Below are 16,176 nucleotides of genomic sequence, written 5' to 3' on the forward strand. Positions count from 1 at the left end.
CGGCGTGGGAGGAGTACGACATGCCGGTGGAGCGACGCGACGACGGCAACCTGGTGTTCGGCTATCTCGACACCGCCTCGGCGGATCCGTCGGGGGCCTCGGACACGGTGCTGGTCCGGGCGCGTACGGGCGACGAGGGGTACGCCGCAGAGATGCGGCCGAGCCGGTTCGGCGCGCTGAGCGGCTGCGACATCAGCGGGGAGCAGGCGATCCGGGTGATGCCCCGGCCTTCCCCCGAGGCACCCCTGCCCGGCCATCTCCTCGGCCTACTGGTGTCGGGGTGCGGTGAGCTGGAGCAGGACGGGAGGCGGGCGGCGCTCGCGCCGGGGGACTTCGTCCTTTACACGGGCGCGCGTCCGTTCCGGCTGGAACTCGGCTCCGGCCACCGGTACTTCGTGCTGTCCCTGGACGCGGGGACGGCCGGGCAGGTCGCGACCGCGGCCGGCGCGGTGACCGCCAACGCCGAGCTGCCGCGCTCGCCGAGCGGGCGGGTGCTCGCGGCGGTGGTCGGCGAGCTGGCCGAGGGGGCGCACGGGTTCGGCCCGCTGGCGCGCCGGGACATGGGCGAGCACGTGTCGGCGATCCTGCGGACGCTGCTGCGCGAGACGGGCGGCTCGGGGTCGGCGTCCGGCGGAGTGATGGCGGGGGCCCTGGACCGGGTCCTCGCCCACATCGACGACCGGCTGGCTGAGGACCTGTCGCCGGGGTCGATCGCGGCGGCGCACCACATCTCCGTACGCCATCTGCACGCGCTGTTCCGGGAGTCGGGGGCGACGGTGAGCGATCACGTGCGGCGCCGTCGGCTGGAGCGGATCCGCCGGGACCTGGTGGATCCGGCGCTCGCCCACCTGCCCGCGTACGTCCTCGCGGCCCGCAGGGGGCTGGGCGAGGCGAGCCACTTCAGCCGGGTGTTCCGGGCGGAGTTCGGTCTGTCGCCGCGGGCTGTACGGGAGCAGGCGCGCACGGGCCCGGGACAGGAGCGGGCCGGGTCGTGAGACGGGCGCTGCGTCGGGTCGGTCACGCGCCGGCCGCGTGGCCGATACCGGTCTCCGGCCCGCCACTGCCGCCCGGGCTCTGCTGCCTGTCGGCCTGGTGTGTGGCATGGGAGCAGCGGGCCCAGTCAGGCAGAGTGCCTTGGACGGGTCGAGGAAGCCCCGGTGAGGTCCTTGGCCCCGGGCCCGGCCGGCCGGAACCAACTCCCGGCACGTCGCCCACACATCAGGCTCGGCCGTCTCCCAGCCTTGAACCACAGCAACGCGTCTGGCCCCGCCACTGACGCGGCGGGGCCGGAACCCAATATTTTCACCAGTCTTCCAGGGGTGTCGGCCGCACGGGTGCCGGTCAGCCGAGCGCCCGGCGCCCCGAGATCGCGGCGCCCGGATCCCAGCCGCGCCGGGGTACGGAGTCGAGCAGCAGGCGCGTGTACGGGTGTTGTGGTGCGTCCAGTACGTCGCCGGTCGGGCCCGATTCCACGACCCTTCCCGACTTGAGCACCAGCACCTCGTCCGCGATGTGCCGGACCACTGCCAGATCGTGGGTGACGAAGAGATAGCCGATGCCCGCCTCGCGGCGGATCGTGGAGAGCAGTTCGAGGATCTGCGCCTGGATGGAGACGTCGAGCGCCGCGACCGCCTCGTCGAGGACGAGGACGCTGGGCTCCACCGCGAGGGCGCGCGCGATGGCCACGCGCTGGCGCTGCCCGCCGGAGAGGCGCCGAGGCAGTGCCGAACCCTCGCGCTCGCCGAGGCCGACCTGCTCCAGGAGCTCGGCGACCCGGGCCCCGCGCGCGGTGGTGTCCAGCTGGGTGTGGAGCCGTAGGACCTCGTCCACGCATCCGGCCGCCGTGACCCGCGGGTCCAGCGACAGGTACGGGTCCTGGAAGACCATCTGGATCTCCCGGGCCCGGGAGAGGCGTTCGGCTCGGGTGCGGACCCGCGCCGAACGGTCCCGGCCGCCCAGGCGTACGGTGCCGGCGTCCGGGCGCTCCAGCCCGACGAGCATGCGGACCGTCGTGGTCTTGCCGCTGCCGGACTCCCCGACGAGGGCGAGGGAGGTTCCCGGTGCCAGGGTGAACGACACGTCGTCGACGGCTGCGTGGTTCCCGTACCGCTTGCACAGCCCCTCGACGACGAGTCCTTGCGTCGCGACGGTTCCGACGGTCACAGCGTGATCCCTTCGTCGGCGCGGTGGCATGCGGCGAGCCCGTCGCCGTACCGCGCAAGTGCGGGTGTTTCCCCGGAGCAGCGCGGCAGCGCGTGGGCGCAGCGCGCGGCGAAGGCGCAGCCGGGCGGCTCCTCGGAGAGCGAGACGGGGCGGCCGGGGATCGGCCGGGGGGCCGGTGAGCCCCTTTCGATGCGCGGGGTGGAGGCGAGCAGGCCCGCCGTGTACGGATGGCGCGGCCGTTCGAACAGCTCGTTGGTGCCCCGCGTCTCGACGATCCGGCCCGCGTACATCACGTACACGCGGTCGCAGATGGCGGAGGCCAGTTCCAGGTCGTGGGTGACGAAGAGCAGGCCCGTGCCCCGCTCGGCCCGCAGCCGGGTGAGGATCGCGATGATCTCCGCCTGGGTCGTGACGTCCAGGGCCGTGGTCGGTTCGTCGGCCACGAGCAGGGCGGGTTCGGACGCGAGCGCCGCGGCGATGACCACCCGCTGGAGCATGCCGCCGGAGAACTCGTGCGGACGGCGGCGCAGTGCGCCCCGGGGGTCGCGGATGCCGACCGCGTCGAGGAGTTCCTCGGCCCGGGCGGTGGCCTGGGCGGCGGGGGTTCCCGCGGCGCGGAGTCCCTCGGTGAGGAAGTCGCCGACCCGGCGCAGGGGGTTGACGGAGGCCCGTGGGTCCTGGAAGACCATCGCGACCTGCCTGGCCCGCAGTTCGGTCCGCTCGGCGCGGTTCATGGTGAGTACGTCCCGGCCCGCGACCCGGACCTGTCCGCTGGTCCGGGCGCCGGCGGGCAGCAGTCCGAGCGCGCTGCGGCAGGCCACCGACTTGCCGGAGCCGGACTCGCCGACCAGGCCGACCGTTTCTCCCGGCAGCACCCGCAGGCTGACCCCGTCCAGGATCGGCCGGGCCGCCTTGTCGTCCGGCAGGCGGATGCCGAGCCCGTCGATCTCCAGGACGGGCGGGCCGACGGCCGGTGCCTTCTCCTCGGTCATGGCGTTCACCGTTCTCGCCTCGCGATCCGGTCGGCGAGCCCCTCGCCGACGATGCCGAACGCCACCACGGCGAGCACGATGCACGCCGAGGGAGCCAGGGCGGGCAGCATCGCCCCTTGCTGGACGGCCGACTGGCCTTCGTTGATCATGGCTCCCCAGTCGGCGGTCGGCGGTTGCACACCGAAGCCGAGGTAGGAGAGCGCGGCCAGGTCCATCAGCGCGTACCCGAAGTTCATCGCGGACTGGGCGAAGAGGGTCGGGGCGATGTTCGGCAGCAGGTGGCGCAGGCACACGTTCCAGCCGGAGAAACCCTGCACCCGGTACGACTCGATGTACGGGCGGGCCTTCTCCTGGCGCGCGATCCCGCGCACCAGCCGTCCCACGTACGGCGTGTAGGCCACCGACATGGCGATCACCGGCGCGGTCATGCCGGAGCCGACGACGGACACGAGCAGGATCGCGAGCAGCAGGCCGGGGATCGCGAAGGCCATGTCCATCGAGCGGGACAGGACCGAGTCCGCCCAGCCGCCGCGCCAGGCCGCCGCGACGCCGAGCAGGGTGCCGAGGAGGGTGGAGACCCCGACGACGAGCATCGGCCCGAGCAGACCGGTGCGGGCGCCGTGGAGCAGCCGGGACAGGATGTCCCGCCCGGACTGGTCGGTGCCGAGCAGGTGCTCGCCGGTGGTTCCGGCCAGGGGCGAGGAGAGGTCGAGGACCTCGGGGTCGTACGGGGAGAGGAGGGGGGCGAGTACGGCGACCAGGATGAGTACGGCGAGCACTGCGACCGAGGCCGTGAACATCGGGCCCTGGCCCAGCCGGCGCAGGGAGCGCAGGCCGGGCCGGCGGCGCAGCGGCGTGGGCGCCACGCCGGCCGGTGAGTCGGCGGGATGGGTGGTGAGGGTCATGGGGAGCCTTCCCCCCGGAGGGACAGCCGGGGGTCGATGAGGGGAGCGAGCAGGTCGACGGCGAGGTTCACCAGGACGAAGGCCGTCACGCTGAGCAGCGTGATCGCCTGGACGACGGCGAAGTCCTTGGCGGACACCGACTGCACGAGCAGGGAGCCGAGCCCGGGCACGTCGAAGGCGGTCTCCACGATCGAGGTGCTGATGAGCAGTCCGGCGAGCATCGTGCCGCCGACGGTGACGACCGGACCCAGCGCATTGCGCAGGACGTGCTTGCGGACCACGGTCCGCGCTGCCACACCGCGGGCGTGCGCCACCTCGACGTGCTCGCGGCCGAGTTCGTCGAGCATTGCCGAGCGGGTCACCCGGGCGAGCAGACCCGCGAAGGTCAGCGCCAGGGCGAAGGCCGGCAGCGTCAGGTGGTACAGCCGGTCCGAGAAGCCCACGGGGGTGCCGCCCGGTCCCGGGAACCAGCCCAGCGAGACGGAGAAGAGCGACACGAGCGCGATGGCCGTGACGAACGAGGGGGTCGCCGTGGCCACGCCGGTGCCGAGGAGCACCGCGCGGTCCAGCGGACCCGGGCGCAGCGCGGCGAGGATGCCGGCCGCCACGCCGAGGACGGCGACCAGCAGGGCCGCGTACCCGACGAGCACGGCGGTGCCGGGCAGCCGGGAGCCGATGAGCTCGGTGACGTCCTGGTGGTACTGCCCGGAGCGCCCGAAGTCACCCTGCAGGACACCGCCGAGCCACTTCGCGTACTGCACGGGCAGCGGATCGTCCAGGTGGTACTCGGAGCGCAGGGCCGCCACGGCCTCGGGGGTCGCGGGGCGGCCGTGGAGCAGGAACGACACCGGGTCGCCGGGGGCCAGGTGAAGGGAGCCGAAGACCACGAGAGAGGTCACGAACAGCACCGTCACCAGGCCGAGGAGCCGTCCGACGAGGTAGCGGGTCATTTCTTCGGGGCCCCGATCTTCGCGGCCCACGGGTAGTACAGCTGCACGATTCCGGTCGGTGCGCCGGTCACCCGGTTGCCGAGGAAGACCGAGTAGGGCGCCTCGTACACGGGGATGATCGGCAGTTCGCGCATCGCGATCCGCTGCAGCTCGGCGGTCCGCTCCGCGCGCGCGGCGGGGTCGGGCTCCGCGTTGGCCCTGTCGAAGACGGCGTCGTACTCGGTGTTCGTCCAGTTGCCGTAGTTCCCGAAGTCGCCGGTGCGCAGGTACTGGTAGAACTCCAGCGGGTCGGGGGTGTTGTCGTATCCGTTGGTGATGACCAGGTCGAGGCCGGCGCGCGCGTTCGGGTCGACGAAGATGCTGCTGTACGCCTCCGGGGGGATGACCTTGAGCCGGACGTCGAGGCCGATCTGGCGCCCGGCGGCCTGGACGGCGTTGGCGACGACGCTGATCTCGGGCGCGAGCGTGCTGGTGGCCAGGGTGATCGTGCGGCCGGTCGCCCCCGCCTCCTGGACGAGCTTCTTCGCCGCTTCGACGTCGTACGCGGGCTCGGGCAGCGTGTCGTAGAGCGCGGCGGTCTTCTCCGGGGACAGCGCCCAGGCACCGCGTGCGGCGGGGGCCTTGGCCGGTGTGCCGATGCCGCCGGCGGCGGCCTTGACGATGTTCTTCCGGTCGAGGGCCAGGGACAGGGCCTGGCGGACCTTGAGGTCGCCGAGCGTGCCCTGGAAGTTGAGGACGGCCAGGTCGGCCGCGGCGGTGTTGGGACCGAACAGCACGCTCCCCTTGCCGCCGGCGCGCAGTTGGGCGAGCGAGGCGGAGGGCACCATGTACCCGCCGTCGGCCGTGCCCGAGAGGAAGGCGTTGGACCGGGCGGCGGGGTCCTCGATGAAGATGAACTTCACCCGGTCGGACTTGGGGGTCAGCGACCGGTCCCAGTAGTCGGGGTTCTTCTTGAGGGTGATGCTCGCGCCCTGTGTCCACCGGTCGAGGGCGAACGGGCCGGTGCAGTTGACCGTGCCGTTGGGGGTGCCGTAGTCCTTGCCGGCCTTGGCCAGGGTCGCCGCGCTCTCGATGGTGCCGGGGGAGGCGGCCATGAGCTCGTGCAGGAGGACGTCCGGCCGGGAGAGCCGGAGCGTCACCTCCAGGGGGCCGGTCTTCTCGATGGCGGTGACGTTCTTGAACACCGAACCCCAGGGCGATCCGGTCTCCGGGTCCATGTGGCGGCTCAGGGAGGCGACCACGTCCTCGGCCTTCATCGTCGTCCCGTCGTGGAACTTCACGTCGGGCCGCAGCGTGTAGACGAGCGTCCGTGGATCGGGCTGGGCGTACTTGACCGCGAGACCGGGTTCGATCTTCATGTCGGGCGAGACCCGCAGGAGCTGCTCGCAGACGTTCGCGAGCACGGTGTTCGGCGGGTAGTCGTACGCGAGGGCGTAGTCGAGCGTGTAGGGCTCGGCGTACAGGGACCAGGTGAAGGAGTCCAGTGAGCCCTGTGCGGGCGGCGAGGTGGCGGTGACCTGGTAGCCGCCGGCGTCGGCGGACTGGTTGGTCGAGGCGCCGGAACAGGCGCTGGCGGCCGCGAGTGCGGCCGTACAGGCGAGGAGCGTGATGGTCCTGGGCGTGCGCATGCAGACCCACCCCTTTACGGGTGTAGTGACGGGCGCTGGGGGATGGAGCGAGTATTAATGCGGGAACGTTCCCGCACAAGGGCTTGCGGGAACGGTTTGGCGCAGGTCGGGAGGGTGGCAGCATCAACCCCATGACCGATCTTTCAGGGCATGACGGGGCTGCCTCGCAGCCTGCTCGACGCGTCCGGCTCGTCGACGTGGCCCGCGAGGCCGGACTGTCCAAGACGACCGTCTCGGCGGCGCTCAACGGCACCGGACGGCTCTCTCCCGAGGTACGGCAGAAGGCGCGCGATGCCGCACGCGCGATGGGCTACCGGCCCAACGCCACCGCGCGCCAGTTGCGCACGGGGCGGGCCCGGCTGATCGGATACATGGTCGGGGAGCTTGCCGACACCCCTTGGTCCTTCCTGGAATCTCCGTACTTCGCCAGGCTGACCGGAGCCACCGCCGCGACCGCGCTGAAGCGCGGATACGCCGTGGTGCTGCTGCCCGCCGGCTCCCTGCAGAGCGAGTGGGCCGGCCTGCCGCTGGACGCGGTGGTCGTGGCCGACCCCGTCACCGACGACCCGGTCGTCGACGACCTGCTCGCCGCCCGGATCCCGGTGTTCAGCGACCGCTCCGTCGAGGGGCGGCCGGGTGCGTACTGGGTGGACGTCGAGGCCGTCACGGCCGTGTGCGGGACCATGGACCACCTTCTGGAACAAGGGGCCCGGCGGCCTGCGCTGGTGCTGCCCGACAGCGCGACCCGGTTCCATACGGGGGTGCTCGCCGCCTACCGCGACTGGTGCGCCGCGCACGGCGTGGCGGAGCGGGTCGTACACGCCGGGGACCCGGGCAACGGTCCGGTCGTAAGGGCGGTCGAGACCGCCCTGGCGGGTGACGGCGAGGGGCCGGACCGCGTGTGCCCCGACGCCCTCTTCGTCGTGGCCGAAGCGAGCCCGCCCCTCGTCCTGGCGGCGGCGCGCCGCCAGGGCTACGAGGTCCCAGGCGATCTGCTGCTCGTCTGTGTCAGCGAGGACGTGACGGCGGAGCACACCGAGCCGCCGGTGACGACGCTGAGCTTGCGGCCCGAGGCGGTCGCGGTGGCCGGCATCGAACTCCTCGTGGCGGTCCTGGAGGACGGGCGCCGGGAGTCGGCCGGGGTGCTCGTGCCGACCCGGCTCGACGTACGGGCATCCTCGGTGCGGCGCCCTCAGGCGGTGCCGCACCTTCAGACGGAGTGGACGAGCCTGCCGCCGACGTAGGTCCGCTCCACCCGGGCCTCGGCTATCTCCTCCGGGGGCGCCGCGAAGATGTCGCGGTCCAGTACGACCAGGTCGGCGAGGTGGCCTGGGCGCAGGCTGCCCGCATCGTCGAGGCCGTTCACATGGGCGGAGCCGGCCGTGTAGGCGGCCAGCGCGGTCGCGAGGTCGAGGCGCTGTTCGGGCAGGAAGACCCGGTTGTCGGCGGTGGCCTCGGGATCCTTGCGGTTGACGGCGACGTGGATGCCCTCAAGAGGGTCGGGGCTGCTGACGGGCCAGTCGCTCCCGGCGGCCAGGGTGGCGCCGGCCCGCAGCAGATCGCCGAAGGGGTACTGCCAGGCGGCACGTTCGGGGCCGAGGAAGGGGATGGTCAACTCGTCCATCTGCGGTTCGTGCGCGGCCCAGAGCGGCTGGATGTTGGCGATGGCGCCGAGCCGGGCGAAGCGGGGGAGGTCGTCGGGGTGCACGACCTGGAGGTGGGCGAGGTGGTGGCGGTTGCCGCGCGGGCCGTTGGCGGCGACGGCGGCTTCGAGTGCGTCGAGGGCCTCGCGGACGGCCCGGTCGCCCAGGGCGTGGAAGTGGATCTGGAATCCGAGGGCGTCCAGTTCGGCGGCGTACCCGCGCAGCGCCATCGGCTCGACGAAGCTGAGGCCGGTGTTGGCCGTCGCGCAGCCGCAGCCGTCCAGGTACGGGGCGGTCATGGCGGCCGTGAAGTTCTCGGCGATCCCGTCCTGCATGATCTTCACGGAGCCGGCCCGGAAGCGGCCGTGGCTCAGCTTCTCCCGCAGCGCGACCAGTTCCTCGATCTGCTCGGCGCCGCGGTCCCGGTCCCACCAGAGCGCGCCGGTCACCCGGGCGGTGAGCGATCCGTCCCGGGCGGCGCTCACGTAGGCGTCCGAGGGATCGGGCTTGCCGCCGAAGACGCCGAGCAGCGCGTCCTGCCAGCCGGTGATGCCGAGCGAGTGCAGGAGTTCCTGGGCTCGCAGGAGGCCGACCAGCCGGTCGGCGGGGGTGCCCGCGGGCACAAGCCGTGAGACCAGTGCGGTGGCGCCCTCCTGGAGCACTCCACTGGGACCGCCGTCCGGCTCCCGTTCGATGCGGCCGTCGGCCGGATCGGGGGTCTCGGCGGTGATCCCGGCGAGCTCGAGCGCCCGGGTGTTGGCCCAGGCGCCGTGGTGGTCCCGGTTGACGAGGAACACCGGCCGGTCCGGGAGTACGGAGTCCAGCAGTTGGCGGGTGGGCAGGCCTCCGTCGAAGCTCTCCATCGACCAGCCGCCGCCGGTGATCCACGCGTGGTCCGGGTGGGCGTCCGCGTAGGCCCGGATCCGGGTCAGGTACTCCGCGACGCCGACCGTCCCCGTCAGATCGCATTCGGCCAGCTCCGTACCGCCGTAGACGGCGTGGATGTGGGCGTCCTGGAACCCCGGGATCAGCAGCTTGCCCGTCAGGTCGACGACCTCGGTGCGGGGGCCGATGAGCTCCCGGACCTCGTCGTGGCCGACGGCCGCGATCCGGTCGCCGACGACGGCGAGCGAGGTCGCCCGGGTGCGGGCCGGATCGACGGTGAAGACGGGGCCGCGGGTGAAGACCAGATCGGCCTTGTCCATACGGAGCTCCAGTACATGAGGCGACGGTTGGTGGAGACATGGAAGCGGGACGGCCGTTTACACGTCAATGGTGTTGACGTAAGGTCCGGCCATGGCCGAACGAGTGATTCCAGAAGGCGGGCGTCGGCGTCACCGACCGACCAAGCAGGGCGCCGTACTCTCGGAACGGCTGATCATCGACACAGCCCTGCGCCTGGTCGCGCAGCACGGCGCGGCGGCGCTCTCGGCGCGCAGGCTCGGTGCGGCGCTCGGCGCGGATCCCAGCGCCCTTTACCGCTACTTCCGCAACACGGACGCCCTGCTCCTCGCCCTCTCCGACGAGCTGATCGGCCGCGCGCAGGAGGGCTGGTCGGCCACTGGTGACTGGCGGAGCGACCTGCGGGCCATCGGGCTGCGCATCCACGCCTCCTACCAGTCCAACCCCCAGGCCGCGCTCCTCACGGCCCACCGCACGACAGGGCGCCCCCACGAGACGCGGGCCGTCGAGGCGATCCTCGGCATCCTGCGTTCCGGAGGTTTCCCGGACGCCCTCGCCGTGCGGATCTACCACGCCTTCGTCGACCAGGCCCTGGCCTTCGCCGCCCAGGACGCTGCCGCGCTCGCCCTGCCGGAGGCTGCGCGGGAGTCGGACGAGGAGGTCTGGCACGCGGTGTACGGCAGGCTGTCGCCCGAGACCCACCCGAACATCGCGGCGACCTTCCCGCTGCTCGCCGCCGACATGCGCGACAGCGGTTACCCCTTCGCACTCGATCTGATGCTCGGCGCGGCGGCGGCGCTCCGCCCGGCGGCGGACGGCGGCTGACCGGTGGCCTCGGCCGAACGCCGAGCACCTGCCCGAACGGTGGCCCGCCGCACGCGCAGAGGCGCTGATCAGCGGGCTCGCCGCACGTTTCGAACCCAGGGCGCGGTGGACCGAGCAGGAGATCCTCTACAACTGGGAGGCGCCGGGGGAGCCCGGAGAGCAGGGGCCGCCCGGCTCCGGCGCGCTGGAGCCAGCTTATGTCAACACCATTGACCTTGTTACGTGCCGAAGGGTCTCATGGGCGGCACCTCGGAGGGTCCGTGTGCTCGGACGCCTCCGCGATCCGAAGGAACCCCCATGGACCACCTCACCTCGCTCAGGGACGCCGAGCCCCGCCCGTTCTGGCTCGACGACCCCCGCCGCCCGCAGGCCGCCCCCGCCCTCGTCGGGGCCACCACCTGCGACCTGCTCGTCGTCGGGGGCGGTTACACCGGCCTGTGGACCGCCCTCCTCGCCAAGGAGCGCGACCCCTCCGCCGATGTGGTGCTCATCGAGGCGGACGAGACCGGCGGCGCCGCCTCCGGCCGCAACGGCGGCTTCTGCGAGTCCAGCCTCACCCACGGCCTGCACAACGGCCTCCAGCGCTGGCCCGGGGAGATCGACCTCCTGGAACGGCTCGGGCGGGAGAACCTCCAGGCCATCGAGGACGCCGTGGACCGCTACGGGATCGACTGCGACTGGGAGCGCACCGGCTCCATCGTGGTGGCCACCGAGCCCTACCAGCTCGCCGGCCTCGTGGAGGAAGCCGAGGCCGCCGCCCGCTACGGGGGCAAGCCCGTCCTGCTCGACGGCGAGGCCGTCCGGGCCGAGATCGACTCCCCGACCTTCCTGGGCGGCATGTGGAACCAGCACGACACCGCCATGGTCAATCCGGCAAGGCTCGCCTGGGGACTCAAGCGTGCCTGCCTCGCCCTGGGTGTGCGGATCCACGAGCACACCGCGGCCACCTCGCTCGCCGAGCACGGGGCCGTGATCGGTGTCCGTACCCCCTACGGCCGGATCACCGCGCGTCGCGTCGCGCTCGCCACCAACGCCTACCCCTCCCTGGTCCGGCGCCACCGCCCGTACACCGTCCCCGTGTACGACTACGCGCTGATGACCGAGCCGCTGACCTCGGAGCAGCTCGCCTCCGTCGGCTGGACGCGCCGCCAGGGCTTCGCGGACAGCGCGAACCAGTTCCACTACGTCCGGCTCTCCGCGGACAACCGCATCCTGTGGGGCGGATACGACGCCGTCTACCGCTACGGCGGCCGCGTCCGCGCCGAACACGACCGGCGGCCCGAGACCTTCGCCACTCTCGCCCGCCACTTCTTCACGACGTTCCCGCAGTTGGAGGGTGTGCGCTTCACCCATAGCTGGGGCGGAGCCATCGACACGAGCACCCGTTTCTGCGTGTTCTTCGACACGAGTCACCACGGGAAGGTCTCCTACGCCGCCGGGTTCACCGGCCTCGGCGTCGGCGCCAGCCGCTTCGGCGCCGAGGCGATGCTCGACCTCCTGGCGGGCGAGCGCACCGAGCGCACCGACCTGGAGATGGTCCGACGCAAGCCCCTGCCGTTCCCGCCCGAGCCGGTCCGGTCCCTCGGCATCGGCATCACCAAGTGGTCCATGGCCCGCGCCGACCTCAACCAGGGCCACCGCAATGTGTGGCTGCGCAGCCTCGACCGCTTCGGCCTCGGCTTCGACAGCTGACGCTCCGCCGCACTGCGCGTTCCCCGTGCGGCCCTCCTCGTCGGAGCGGTCGGCTACGACGGCCTGTACATCGCCGCCGCGTTGATCAAGCTGCTCGGCGCCGCCTCGGTGATCCCCATCAAGACGGTCCGCTGAGGGCCGGGGCACGAACCACCACCCCACCCCTCTGCCGGAGCACATACAGCCATGAGCTCGCCGGCCTGCGCGTCCTGATCTCCAACGACGACTCCATGCAGGCGGCCAAGGACAGCAACTCCGACGGACTCGGCCTGTACGAACTGCGCCGCGCGATGTGCGTGGCCGGCGCGGACGTGGTCGTCATCGCCCCGTGGCAGGTCCAGTCCTGCAAGGGCGCCGCCGTCCGGCCGCCGCCTTCCCGAGCACCTACCCCGACAGGAGATCCCATGACCGACGATCCCCTCGTCCGCACCGGCCACGGACCGGTGCGAGGCGAACGCCGCGCGGACGGAAGCCTCCGCTTCCTCGGCATCCCGTACGCCCGCCCCCCGGTCGGCGAGTTCCGCTTTGCCACCCCCGTGCCCCCTGCGCCCTGGACCGAGCCGCTGGACGCCACCGCGTACGGCCCGACGGCCCAGCGCCGCCCGTTCGCCGAGGTCACGACCATCCCCGAGCCGTCCATCCCCGGCGAGGGAGTCCTGAACCTCAACGTCTTCACCCCCGACCTCGCCCCCACCGAACCCTTGCCCGTCCTCGTGTGGATCCACGGCGGCGGATACGTGGCGGGCTCGGCCGCCAGCCCCTGGTACGACGGGTCCGCCTTCAGCCGGGACGGCGTGATCCTGGTGTCCGTCGGCTACCGGCTCGGCGTCGAGGGTTTCCTTCACCTGGAGGACGCTCCCGACAACCGGGGCGTGCGGGACTGGATCGCCGCCCTGGAGTGGGTCCGCGGCAACATCGCGGCCTTCGGCGGCGACCCGGGCCGGGTCACGATCGCCGGACAGTCGGCGGGTGGTGGCGCCGTCCAGACCCTGCTGGCCGTGCCTTCGGCTCAGGGCCTCTTCCGTGCGGCGATCTCGGTCTCCGGAGCGGTCATGGACCCCCGGGGCAGGGATCTGGCCGAGGTGGTGTCGGCGCTCTTCGCCACCCGCGCCGGGGTACCGGCCACCGCCGCCGCGCTGCGCGACCTGACGGACGACGAACTCCTCGACCTCCAGGAGCGGCTGGACTGGCCGGGCCCGGAACGGTACGGGCTCCCGATGGTGGTCCTCGCCCCCTTCGCCGACGGCGAGCTCGTCCCCGCGCCGGTGCCGCAGACGCTCATTGACGGCGCGGCGGGTGCGGACGTACCGCTGATGCTCGGCTTCACCGCCCACGAGTTCCACGTGCTCGGGCCCGAGGTGGGCCAGGCCCTCACGGACGAGCTCTTCCGCGCTCCCGCCCTCGCCCTGGCCGAGGCCCGCGCCCACGCCGAACGTCCCACCTGGCTCTACCAGTTCGAGTGGACCGCGACGGCTCCCGCCTATGAGGGCCTGGCACACCACTGCGTGGACCTCCCGTTCGTCTTCGACCTCCTGGACGCCCCGGGCGTCGTCGAGGCCCTGGGGGACGACCCGCCCCAGCCTCTGGCCGACGCCATCCACGCGTCCTGGGTCGGGTTCATCAGAGATCTCGACCCCGGCGCGTCCTGGCCTCGCTACACCCCCGACACCCGCGCGACCCGCATCTGGTCCGCCCGGCCCCACACCGCGCACGACCCCCTGCGGGAGGTGCGGGAGGCCTCGGTGCAGTGATCGAGTACGCCGGCCGCCGGCCGCATCAGCTCATTCGCGGAGTCAGGCGAGTGATCGCCACGTGCGGTTCAACGCCTCCCGGAACTGCTCGACCTCCTCGTCGGTCAGGTCGGCGACCATGCGCCCTTCGAGTCCGCGAGCCGGCTCGGCGTACTCCTCGAGCAGTCGGCGCCCCGCGTCGGCGAGCAGGATGAGGCGCTCGCGGCGGTTGGCGGGGTTGGGTTCGCGATGGATCAGGCCGCGGCTCTCCAGCGCGCGGACCATGTCCGCCATGGACTGGGCGGTGACGAAGGAGTCGCGGGCGAGCTGTGCGGCGGAAATGCCGTCGTGCCGCTCCAGCACGGTGAGCGCGGTGTACTGCAGCGCCGTGATGCCGGCGGGCTTGAGCAGCTCCTCCAGGCGGGCCCGCACCGCCAGCTCGGTCCTTTTGACCAGGTAGAGCAGCGAGGTGCTCACGTTCGTCCTCCATGGTGACGGCCGGTCGGGTGCCGCCGGGACGGCGACGCGTACCACCCTAGAGCATTGACAGGAATCCTGTTGATTGCCCAGACTGCCGTTCATCAGGATTCCTGTCGATCCCGGCTCGTTGCCGGCGCCTTCGGCATCCCCACCTTGCTCACGAAAGGCACCCTCCATGGATCTGCACGGGAAAGTCGCCGTCGTCACCGGCAGCGGGCGCGGCCTCGGGCTGGGATACGCCCAGGCCCTCGCCGCGGCCGGAGCCGCCGTCGTCGTCAACGACGTCGACCAGAACGCGGTCGACGCCGCCGTCGCCACGATCACGGCCGCGGGAGGCAGGGTGGTCGGCGTCGTGGCGGCGGTGGGCGACAGTGCGGCGGCCGAGGAACTGGTGGACACGGCGGTGCGGGAGTTCGGGCGCCTGGACGTGCTCGTCACCAACGCCGGCATTCTGCGAGACCGCGTGTTGTGGAAGATGACCGACGAAGACTTCGACGACGTCGTCCGCGTGCACCTGCGCGGCACCTTCACCTGCGCCCGCGCGGCCGCCGTCCGTATGCGGGAGCAGGGCACCGGCGGCCGGCTCGTCCTCATCTCCTCGCCGGCGGGTCAGCGCGGCAACTTCGGCCAGACCAACTACGCCGCCGCCAAGGCGGGCGTCGTCTCCATGGCCCGCACCTGGGCCATGGAGCTGGGCCGCGCCGGCATCACCGTCAACGCTGTCGTCCCCGTCGCCGCCACCGAGATGACCAAGACCATCCCGGCCTTCGCGCCGGTCATCGAGGAGGCCGAGCGCACGGGCAGCCCCCTGCCCGACTGGCTGCGCAAGGACGAGGGCCTCGGCACCGTCGAGGATGTCGCCGGCCTGATCACCTTCCTGGCCTCGGACGCCTCCGACGGAGTGACCGGGCAGGCGATCGGCATCGGCGGCGACCGGCTGGCACTGTGGGCGCACCCCAAGGAGAAGGCGGTCGCCTTCGCCGACGGGGGCTGGAGCGCCGACATGATCGCTGCCCTCTGGCCGGGCGGTGTAGGGGCCGAGGCGGAGACCTTTGGCATTCCGGCGCCCCAGGCTCCGGTGGCATGAGATGGGTGACCTCACGCTTGACCTGGACCGGCTGACGGCCATCGACGTGCACACGCACGCCGAGGTCTCCAAGGACGGCCACGGGGCGCTGAGTCCCGAACTGTTCGGCGCCTCCGAGAAGTATTTCAAGGCCCACGGCCACCGGCAGCCGACCATCGAGGAGATGGCCGCCCACTACCGCGAACGGCGCATGGCCGCCGTGGTGTTCACCGTCGACGCCGAACACGCCACGGGGCACCCGCGGATCTCCAACGAGGAGATCGCGGAGAGCTGCGCCGCCCATGCGGACGCGCTCATCCCCTTCGCGAGCATCGACCCGCACAAGGGCCGCGCGGGCGCGCGCGAGGCGCGGCGCCTCGTGGAGGAACATGGCGTCCGCGGCTTCAAGTTCCACCCCAGCATCCAGGCGTTCGCCCCGAACGACCCGATGGCCTATCCGCTGTACGAGGCCATCGAGGAACTCGGCGTGCCCGCGCTGTTCCACACCGGCCAGACCGGCATCGGCGCCGGCGTCCCGGGTGGCGGCGGCATCCGGCTGAAGTACTCCAACCCCATGCTGGTCGACGACGTAGCCGTCGACTTCCCCGAACTGCGAATCATCCTTGCCCACCCCTCCTTCCCCTGGCAGGACGAGGCCCTGGCGGTGGCCACCCACAAACCGCACGTGTACATCGACCTGTCCGGCTGGTCCCCGAAGTACTTCCCGCCGCAGCTCGTCCGGTACGCCAACACCCTGCTCCAGGACAAGGTCCTCTTCGGCTCCGACTACCCCGTCATCACCCCCGACCGGTGGCTGGCCGACTTCGAGAAGCTCGACATCAAGCCCGAGGTCCGGCCGAAGATCCTCAAGGAGAACGCGGCCCGCCTGCTCGGCCTGCTCAGGGACTGAAGGAACTGAA

14 protein-coding genes are annotated in these 16,176 nt (G+C 72.3%); 7 read left to right on the top strand and 7 right to left on the bottom strand.

Annotated features, from left to right (window positions below):
- The first annotated feature begins 20 nt into the window (after nt 1–20).
- Nucleotides 21–995, top strand: a complete 975-nt coding sequence (locus tag AC3IX6_RS34200; protein WP_489367148.1) for a helix-turn-helix domain-containing protein — start codon at nt 21–23, stop codon at nt 993–995.
- Between the two features lie 346 nt (nt 996–1,341).
- Here the strand turns inward: AC3IX6_RS34200 and AC3IX6_RS34205 are convergent, their stop codons facing one another.
- The 5 genes from AC3IX6_RS34205 to AC3IX6_RS34225 are packed head-to-tail and all read right to left on the bottom strand — an operon-like array spanning nt 1,342 to nt 6,638.
- A complete protein-coding gene (locus AC3IX6_RS34205; protein ID WP_489367149.1) occupies nt 1,342–2,193 on the bottom strand; it encodes an ABC transporter ATP-binding protein in 852 nt (283 codons plus the stop codon).
- Nucleotides 2,160–3,155: an ABC transporter ATP-binding protein gene (locus tag AC3IX6_RS34210; protein WP_489367150.1), complete on the bottom strand. Its 996-nt coding sequence runs from the start codon at nt 3,153–3,155 to the stop codon at nt 2,160–2,162. The genes AC3IX6_RS34205 and AC3IX6_RS34210 overlap by 34 nt, the downstream gene beginning before the upstream one ends.
- 5 nt (nt 3,156–3,160) lie before the next feature.
- The gene (locus tag AC3IX6_RS34215) at nt 3,161–4,060 is read right to left on the bottom strand and encodes an ABC transporter permease (protein ID WP_489367151.1); all 900 of its coding nucleotides are present in this window, start codon (nt 4,058–4,060) and stop codon (nt 3,161–3,163) included.
- Nucleotides 4,057–5,010 (bottom strand): ABC transporter permease, encoded by a 954-nt coding sequence (locus tag AC3IX6_RS34220; RefSeq protein ID WP_489367152.1) that lies wholly within the window; start codon nt 5,008–5,010, stop codon nt 4,057–4,059. Before AC3IX6_RS34220 ends, AC3IX6_RS34215 begins: the two co-directional genes overlap by 4 nt.
- Entirely contained in the window at nt 5,007–6,638 is a 1,632-nt protein-coding gene (locus AC3IX6_RS34225) for an ABC transporter substrate-binding protein (protein WP_489367153.1), read from the bottom strand. Before AC3IX6_RS34225 ends, AC3IX6_RS34220 begins: the two co-directional genes overlap by 4 nt.
- Nucleotides 6,639–6,769: 131 nt before the next feature.
- Between AC3IX6_RS34225 and AC3IX6_RS34230 the strand changes: the two genes are divergently transcribed.
- Complete coding sequence (locus tag AC3IX6_RS34230; protein ID WP_489367154.1) at nt 6,770–7,882, top strand: LacI family DNA-binding transcriptional regulator; 1,113 nt, start codon at nt 6,770–6,772, stop codon at nt 7,880–7,882.
- Here the strand turns inward: AC3IX6_RS34230 and AC3IX6_RS34235 are convergent.
- Nucleotides 7,849–9,486, bottom strand: a complete 1,638-nt coding sequence (locus AC3IX6_RS34235) for an amidohydrolase (RefSeq protein ID WP_489367155.1) — start codon at nt 9,484–9,486, stop codon at nt 7,849–7,851. The two genes, AC3IX6_RS34230 and AC3IX6_RS34235, sit on opposite strands and share 34 nt — an antisense overlap.
- Nucleotides 9,487–9,577: 91 nt before the next feature.
- Between AC3IX6_RS34235 and AC3IX6_RS34240 the strand changes: the two genes are divergently transcribed.
- The 3 genes from AC3IX6_RS34240 (at nt 9,578) to AC3IX6_RS34250 (ending at nt 13,731) form a co-directional block, all read left to right on the top strand.
- Nucleotides 9,578–10,288, top strand: a complete 711-nt coding sequence (locus AC3IX6_RS34240) for a TetR/AcrR family transcriptional regulator (RefSeq protein ID WP_489367156.1) — start codon at nt 9,578–9,580, stop codon at nt 10,286–10,288.
- A 297-nt stretch (nt 10,289–10,585) separates the two neighbouring features.
- Nucleotides 10,586–11,980, top strand: a complete 1,395-nt coding sequence (locus tag AC3IX6_RS34245) for an NAD(P)/FAD-dependent oxidoreductase (protein WP_489367157.1) — start codon at nt 10,586–10,588, stop codon at nt 11,978–11,980.
- A 230-nt stretch (nt 11,981–12,210) separates the two neighbouring features.
- A complete protein-coding gene (locus AC3IX6_RS34250) occupies nt 12,211–13,731 on the top strand; it encodes a carboxylesterase/lipase family protein (RefSeq protein WP_489367158.1) in 1,521 nt (506 codons plus the stop codon).
- A 42-nt stretch (nt 13,732–13,773) separates the two neighbouring features.
- Here the strand turns inward: AC3IX6_RS34250 and AC3IX6_RS34255 are convergent, their stop codons facing one another.
- Nucleotides 13,774–14,187: a MarR family winged helix-turn-helix transcriptional regulator gene (locus AC3IX6_RS34255; protein WP_327417326.1), complete on the bottom strand. Its 414-nt coding sequence runs from the start codon at nt 14,185–14,187 to the stop codon at nt 13,774–13,776.
- A 178-nt stretch (nt 14,188–14,365) separates the two neighbouring features.
- Here AC3IX6_RS34255 and AC3IX6_RS34260 point away from each other — a divergent pair, with 178 nt between their 5' ends.
- Both AC3IX6_RS34260 and AC3IX6_RS34265 read left to right on the top strand, forming a co-directional pair.
- Complete coding sequence (locus AC3IX6_RS34260) at nt 14,366–15,277, top strand: SDR family oxidoreductase (protein WP_489367159.1); 912 nt, start codon at nt 14,366–14,368, stop codon at nt 15,275–15,277.
- A 1-nt stretch (nt 15,278) separates the two neighbouring features.
- On the top strand, nt 15,279–16,166 hold the full coding sequence (locus AC3IX6_RS34265) for an amidohydrolase family protein (protein ID WP_489367160.1): 888 nt from the start codon (nt 15,279–15,281) through the stop codon (nt 16,164–16,166).
- The last annotated feature ends 10 nt before the right edge of the window (nt 16,167–16,176 follow it).

The sequence above is a fragment of the Streptomyces sp. GL_141 genome (assembly GCF_057834385.1).

Coding starts and splice junctions, on each gene's coding strand:
- AC3IX6_RS34200 (WP_489367148.1), top strand. CDS start 21: ATGCCGGTGGAGCGACGCGACGACGGCAACCTGGTGTTCGGCTATCTC.
- AC3IX6_RS34205 (WP_489367149.1), bottom strand. CDS start 2,193: ATGCCACCGCGCCGACGAAGGGATCACGCTGTGACCGTCGGAACCGTC.
- AC3IX6_RS34210 (WP_489367150.1), bottom strand. CDS start 3,155: ATGACCGAGGAGAAGGCACCGGCCGTCGGCCCGCCCGTCCTGGAGATC.
- AC3IX6_RS34215 (WP_489367151.1), bottom strand. CDS start 4,060: ATGACCCTCACCACCCATCCCGCCGACTCACCGGCCGGCGTGGCGCCC.
- AC3IX6_RS34220 (WP_489367152.1), bottom strand. CDS start 5,010: ATGACCCGCTACCTCGTCGGACGGCTCCTCGGCCTGGTGACGGTGCTG.
- AC3IX6_RS34225 (WP_489367153.1), bottom strand. CDS start 6,638: ATGCGCACGCCCAGGACCATCACGCTCCTCGCCTGTACGGCCGCACTC.
- AC3IX6_RS34230 (WP_489367154.1), top strand. CDS start 6,770: ATGACCGATCTTTCAGGGCATGACGGGGCTGCCTCGCAGCCTGCTCGA.
- AC3IX6_RS34235 (WP_489367155.1), bottom strand. CDS start 9,486: ATGGACAAGGCCGATCTGGTCTTCACCCGCGGCCCCGTCTTCACCGTC.
- AC3IX6_RS34240 (WP_489367156.1), top strand. CDS start 9,578: ATGGCCGAACGAGTGATTCCAGAAGGCGGGCGTCGGCGTCACCGACCG.
- AC3IX6_RS34245 (WP_489367157.1), top strand. CDS start 10,586: ATGGACCACCTCACCTCGCTCAGGGACGCCGAGCCCCGCCCGTTCTGG.
- AC3IX6_RS34250 (WP_489367158.1), top strand. CDS start 12,211: ATGCAGGCGGCCAAGGACAGCAACTCCGACGGACTCGGCCTGTACGAA.
- AC3IX6_RS34260 (WP_489367159.1), top strand. CDS start 14,366: ATGGATCTGCACGGGAAAGTCGCCGTCGTCACCGGCAGCGGGCGCGGC.
- AC3IX6_RS34265 (WP_489367160.1), top strand. CDS start 15,279: ATGGGTGACCTCACGCTTGACCTGGACCGGCTGACGGCCATCGACGTG.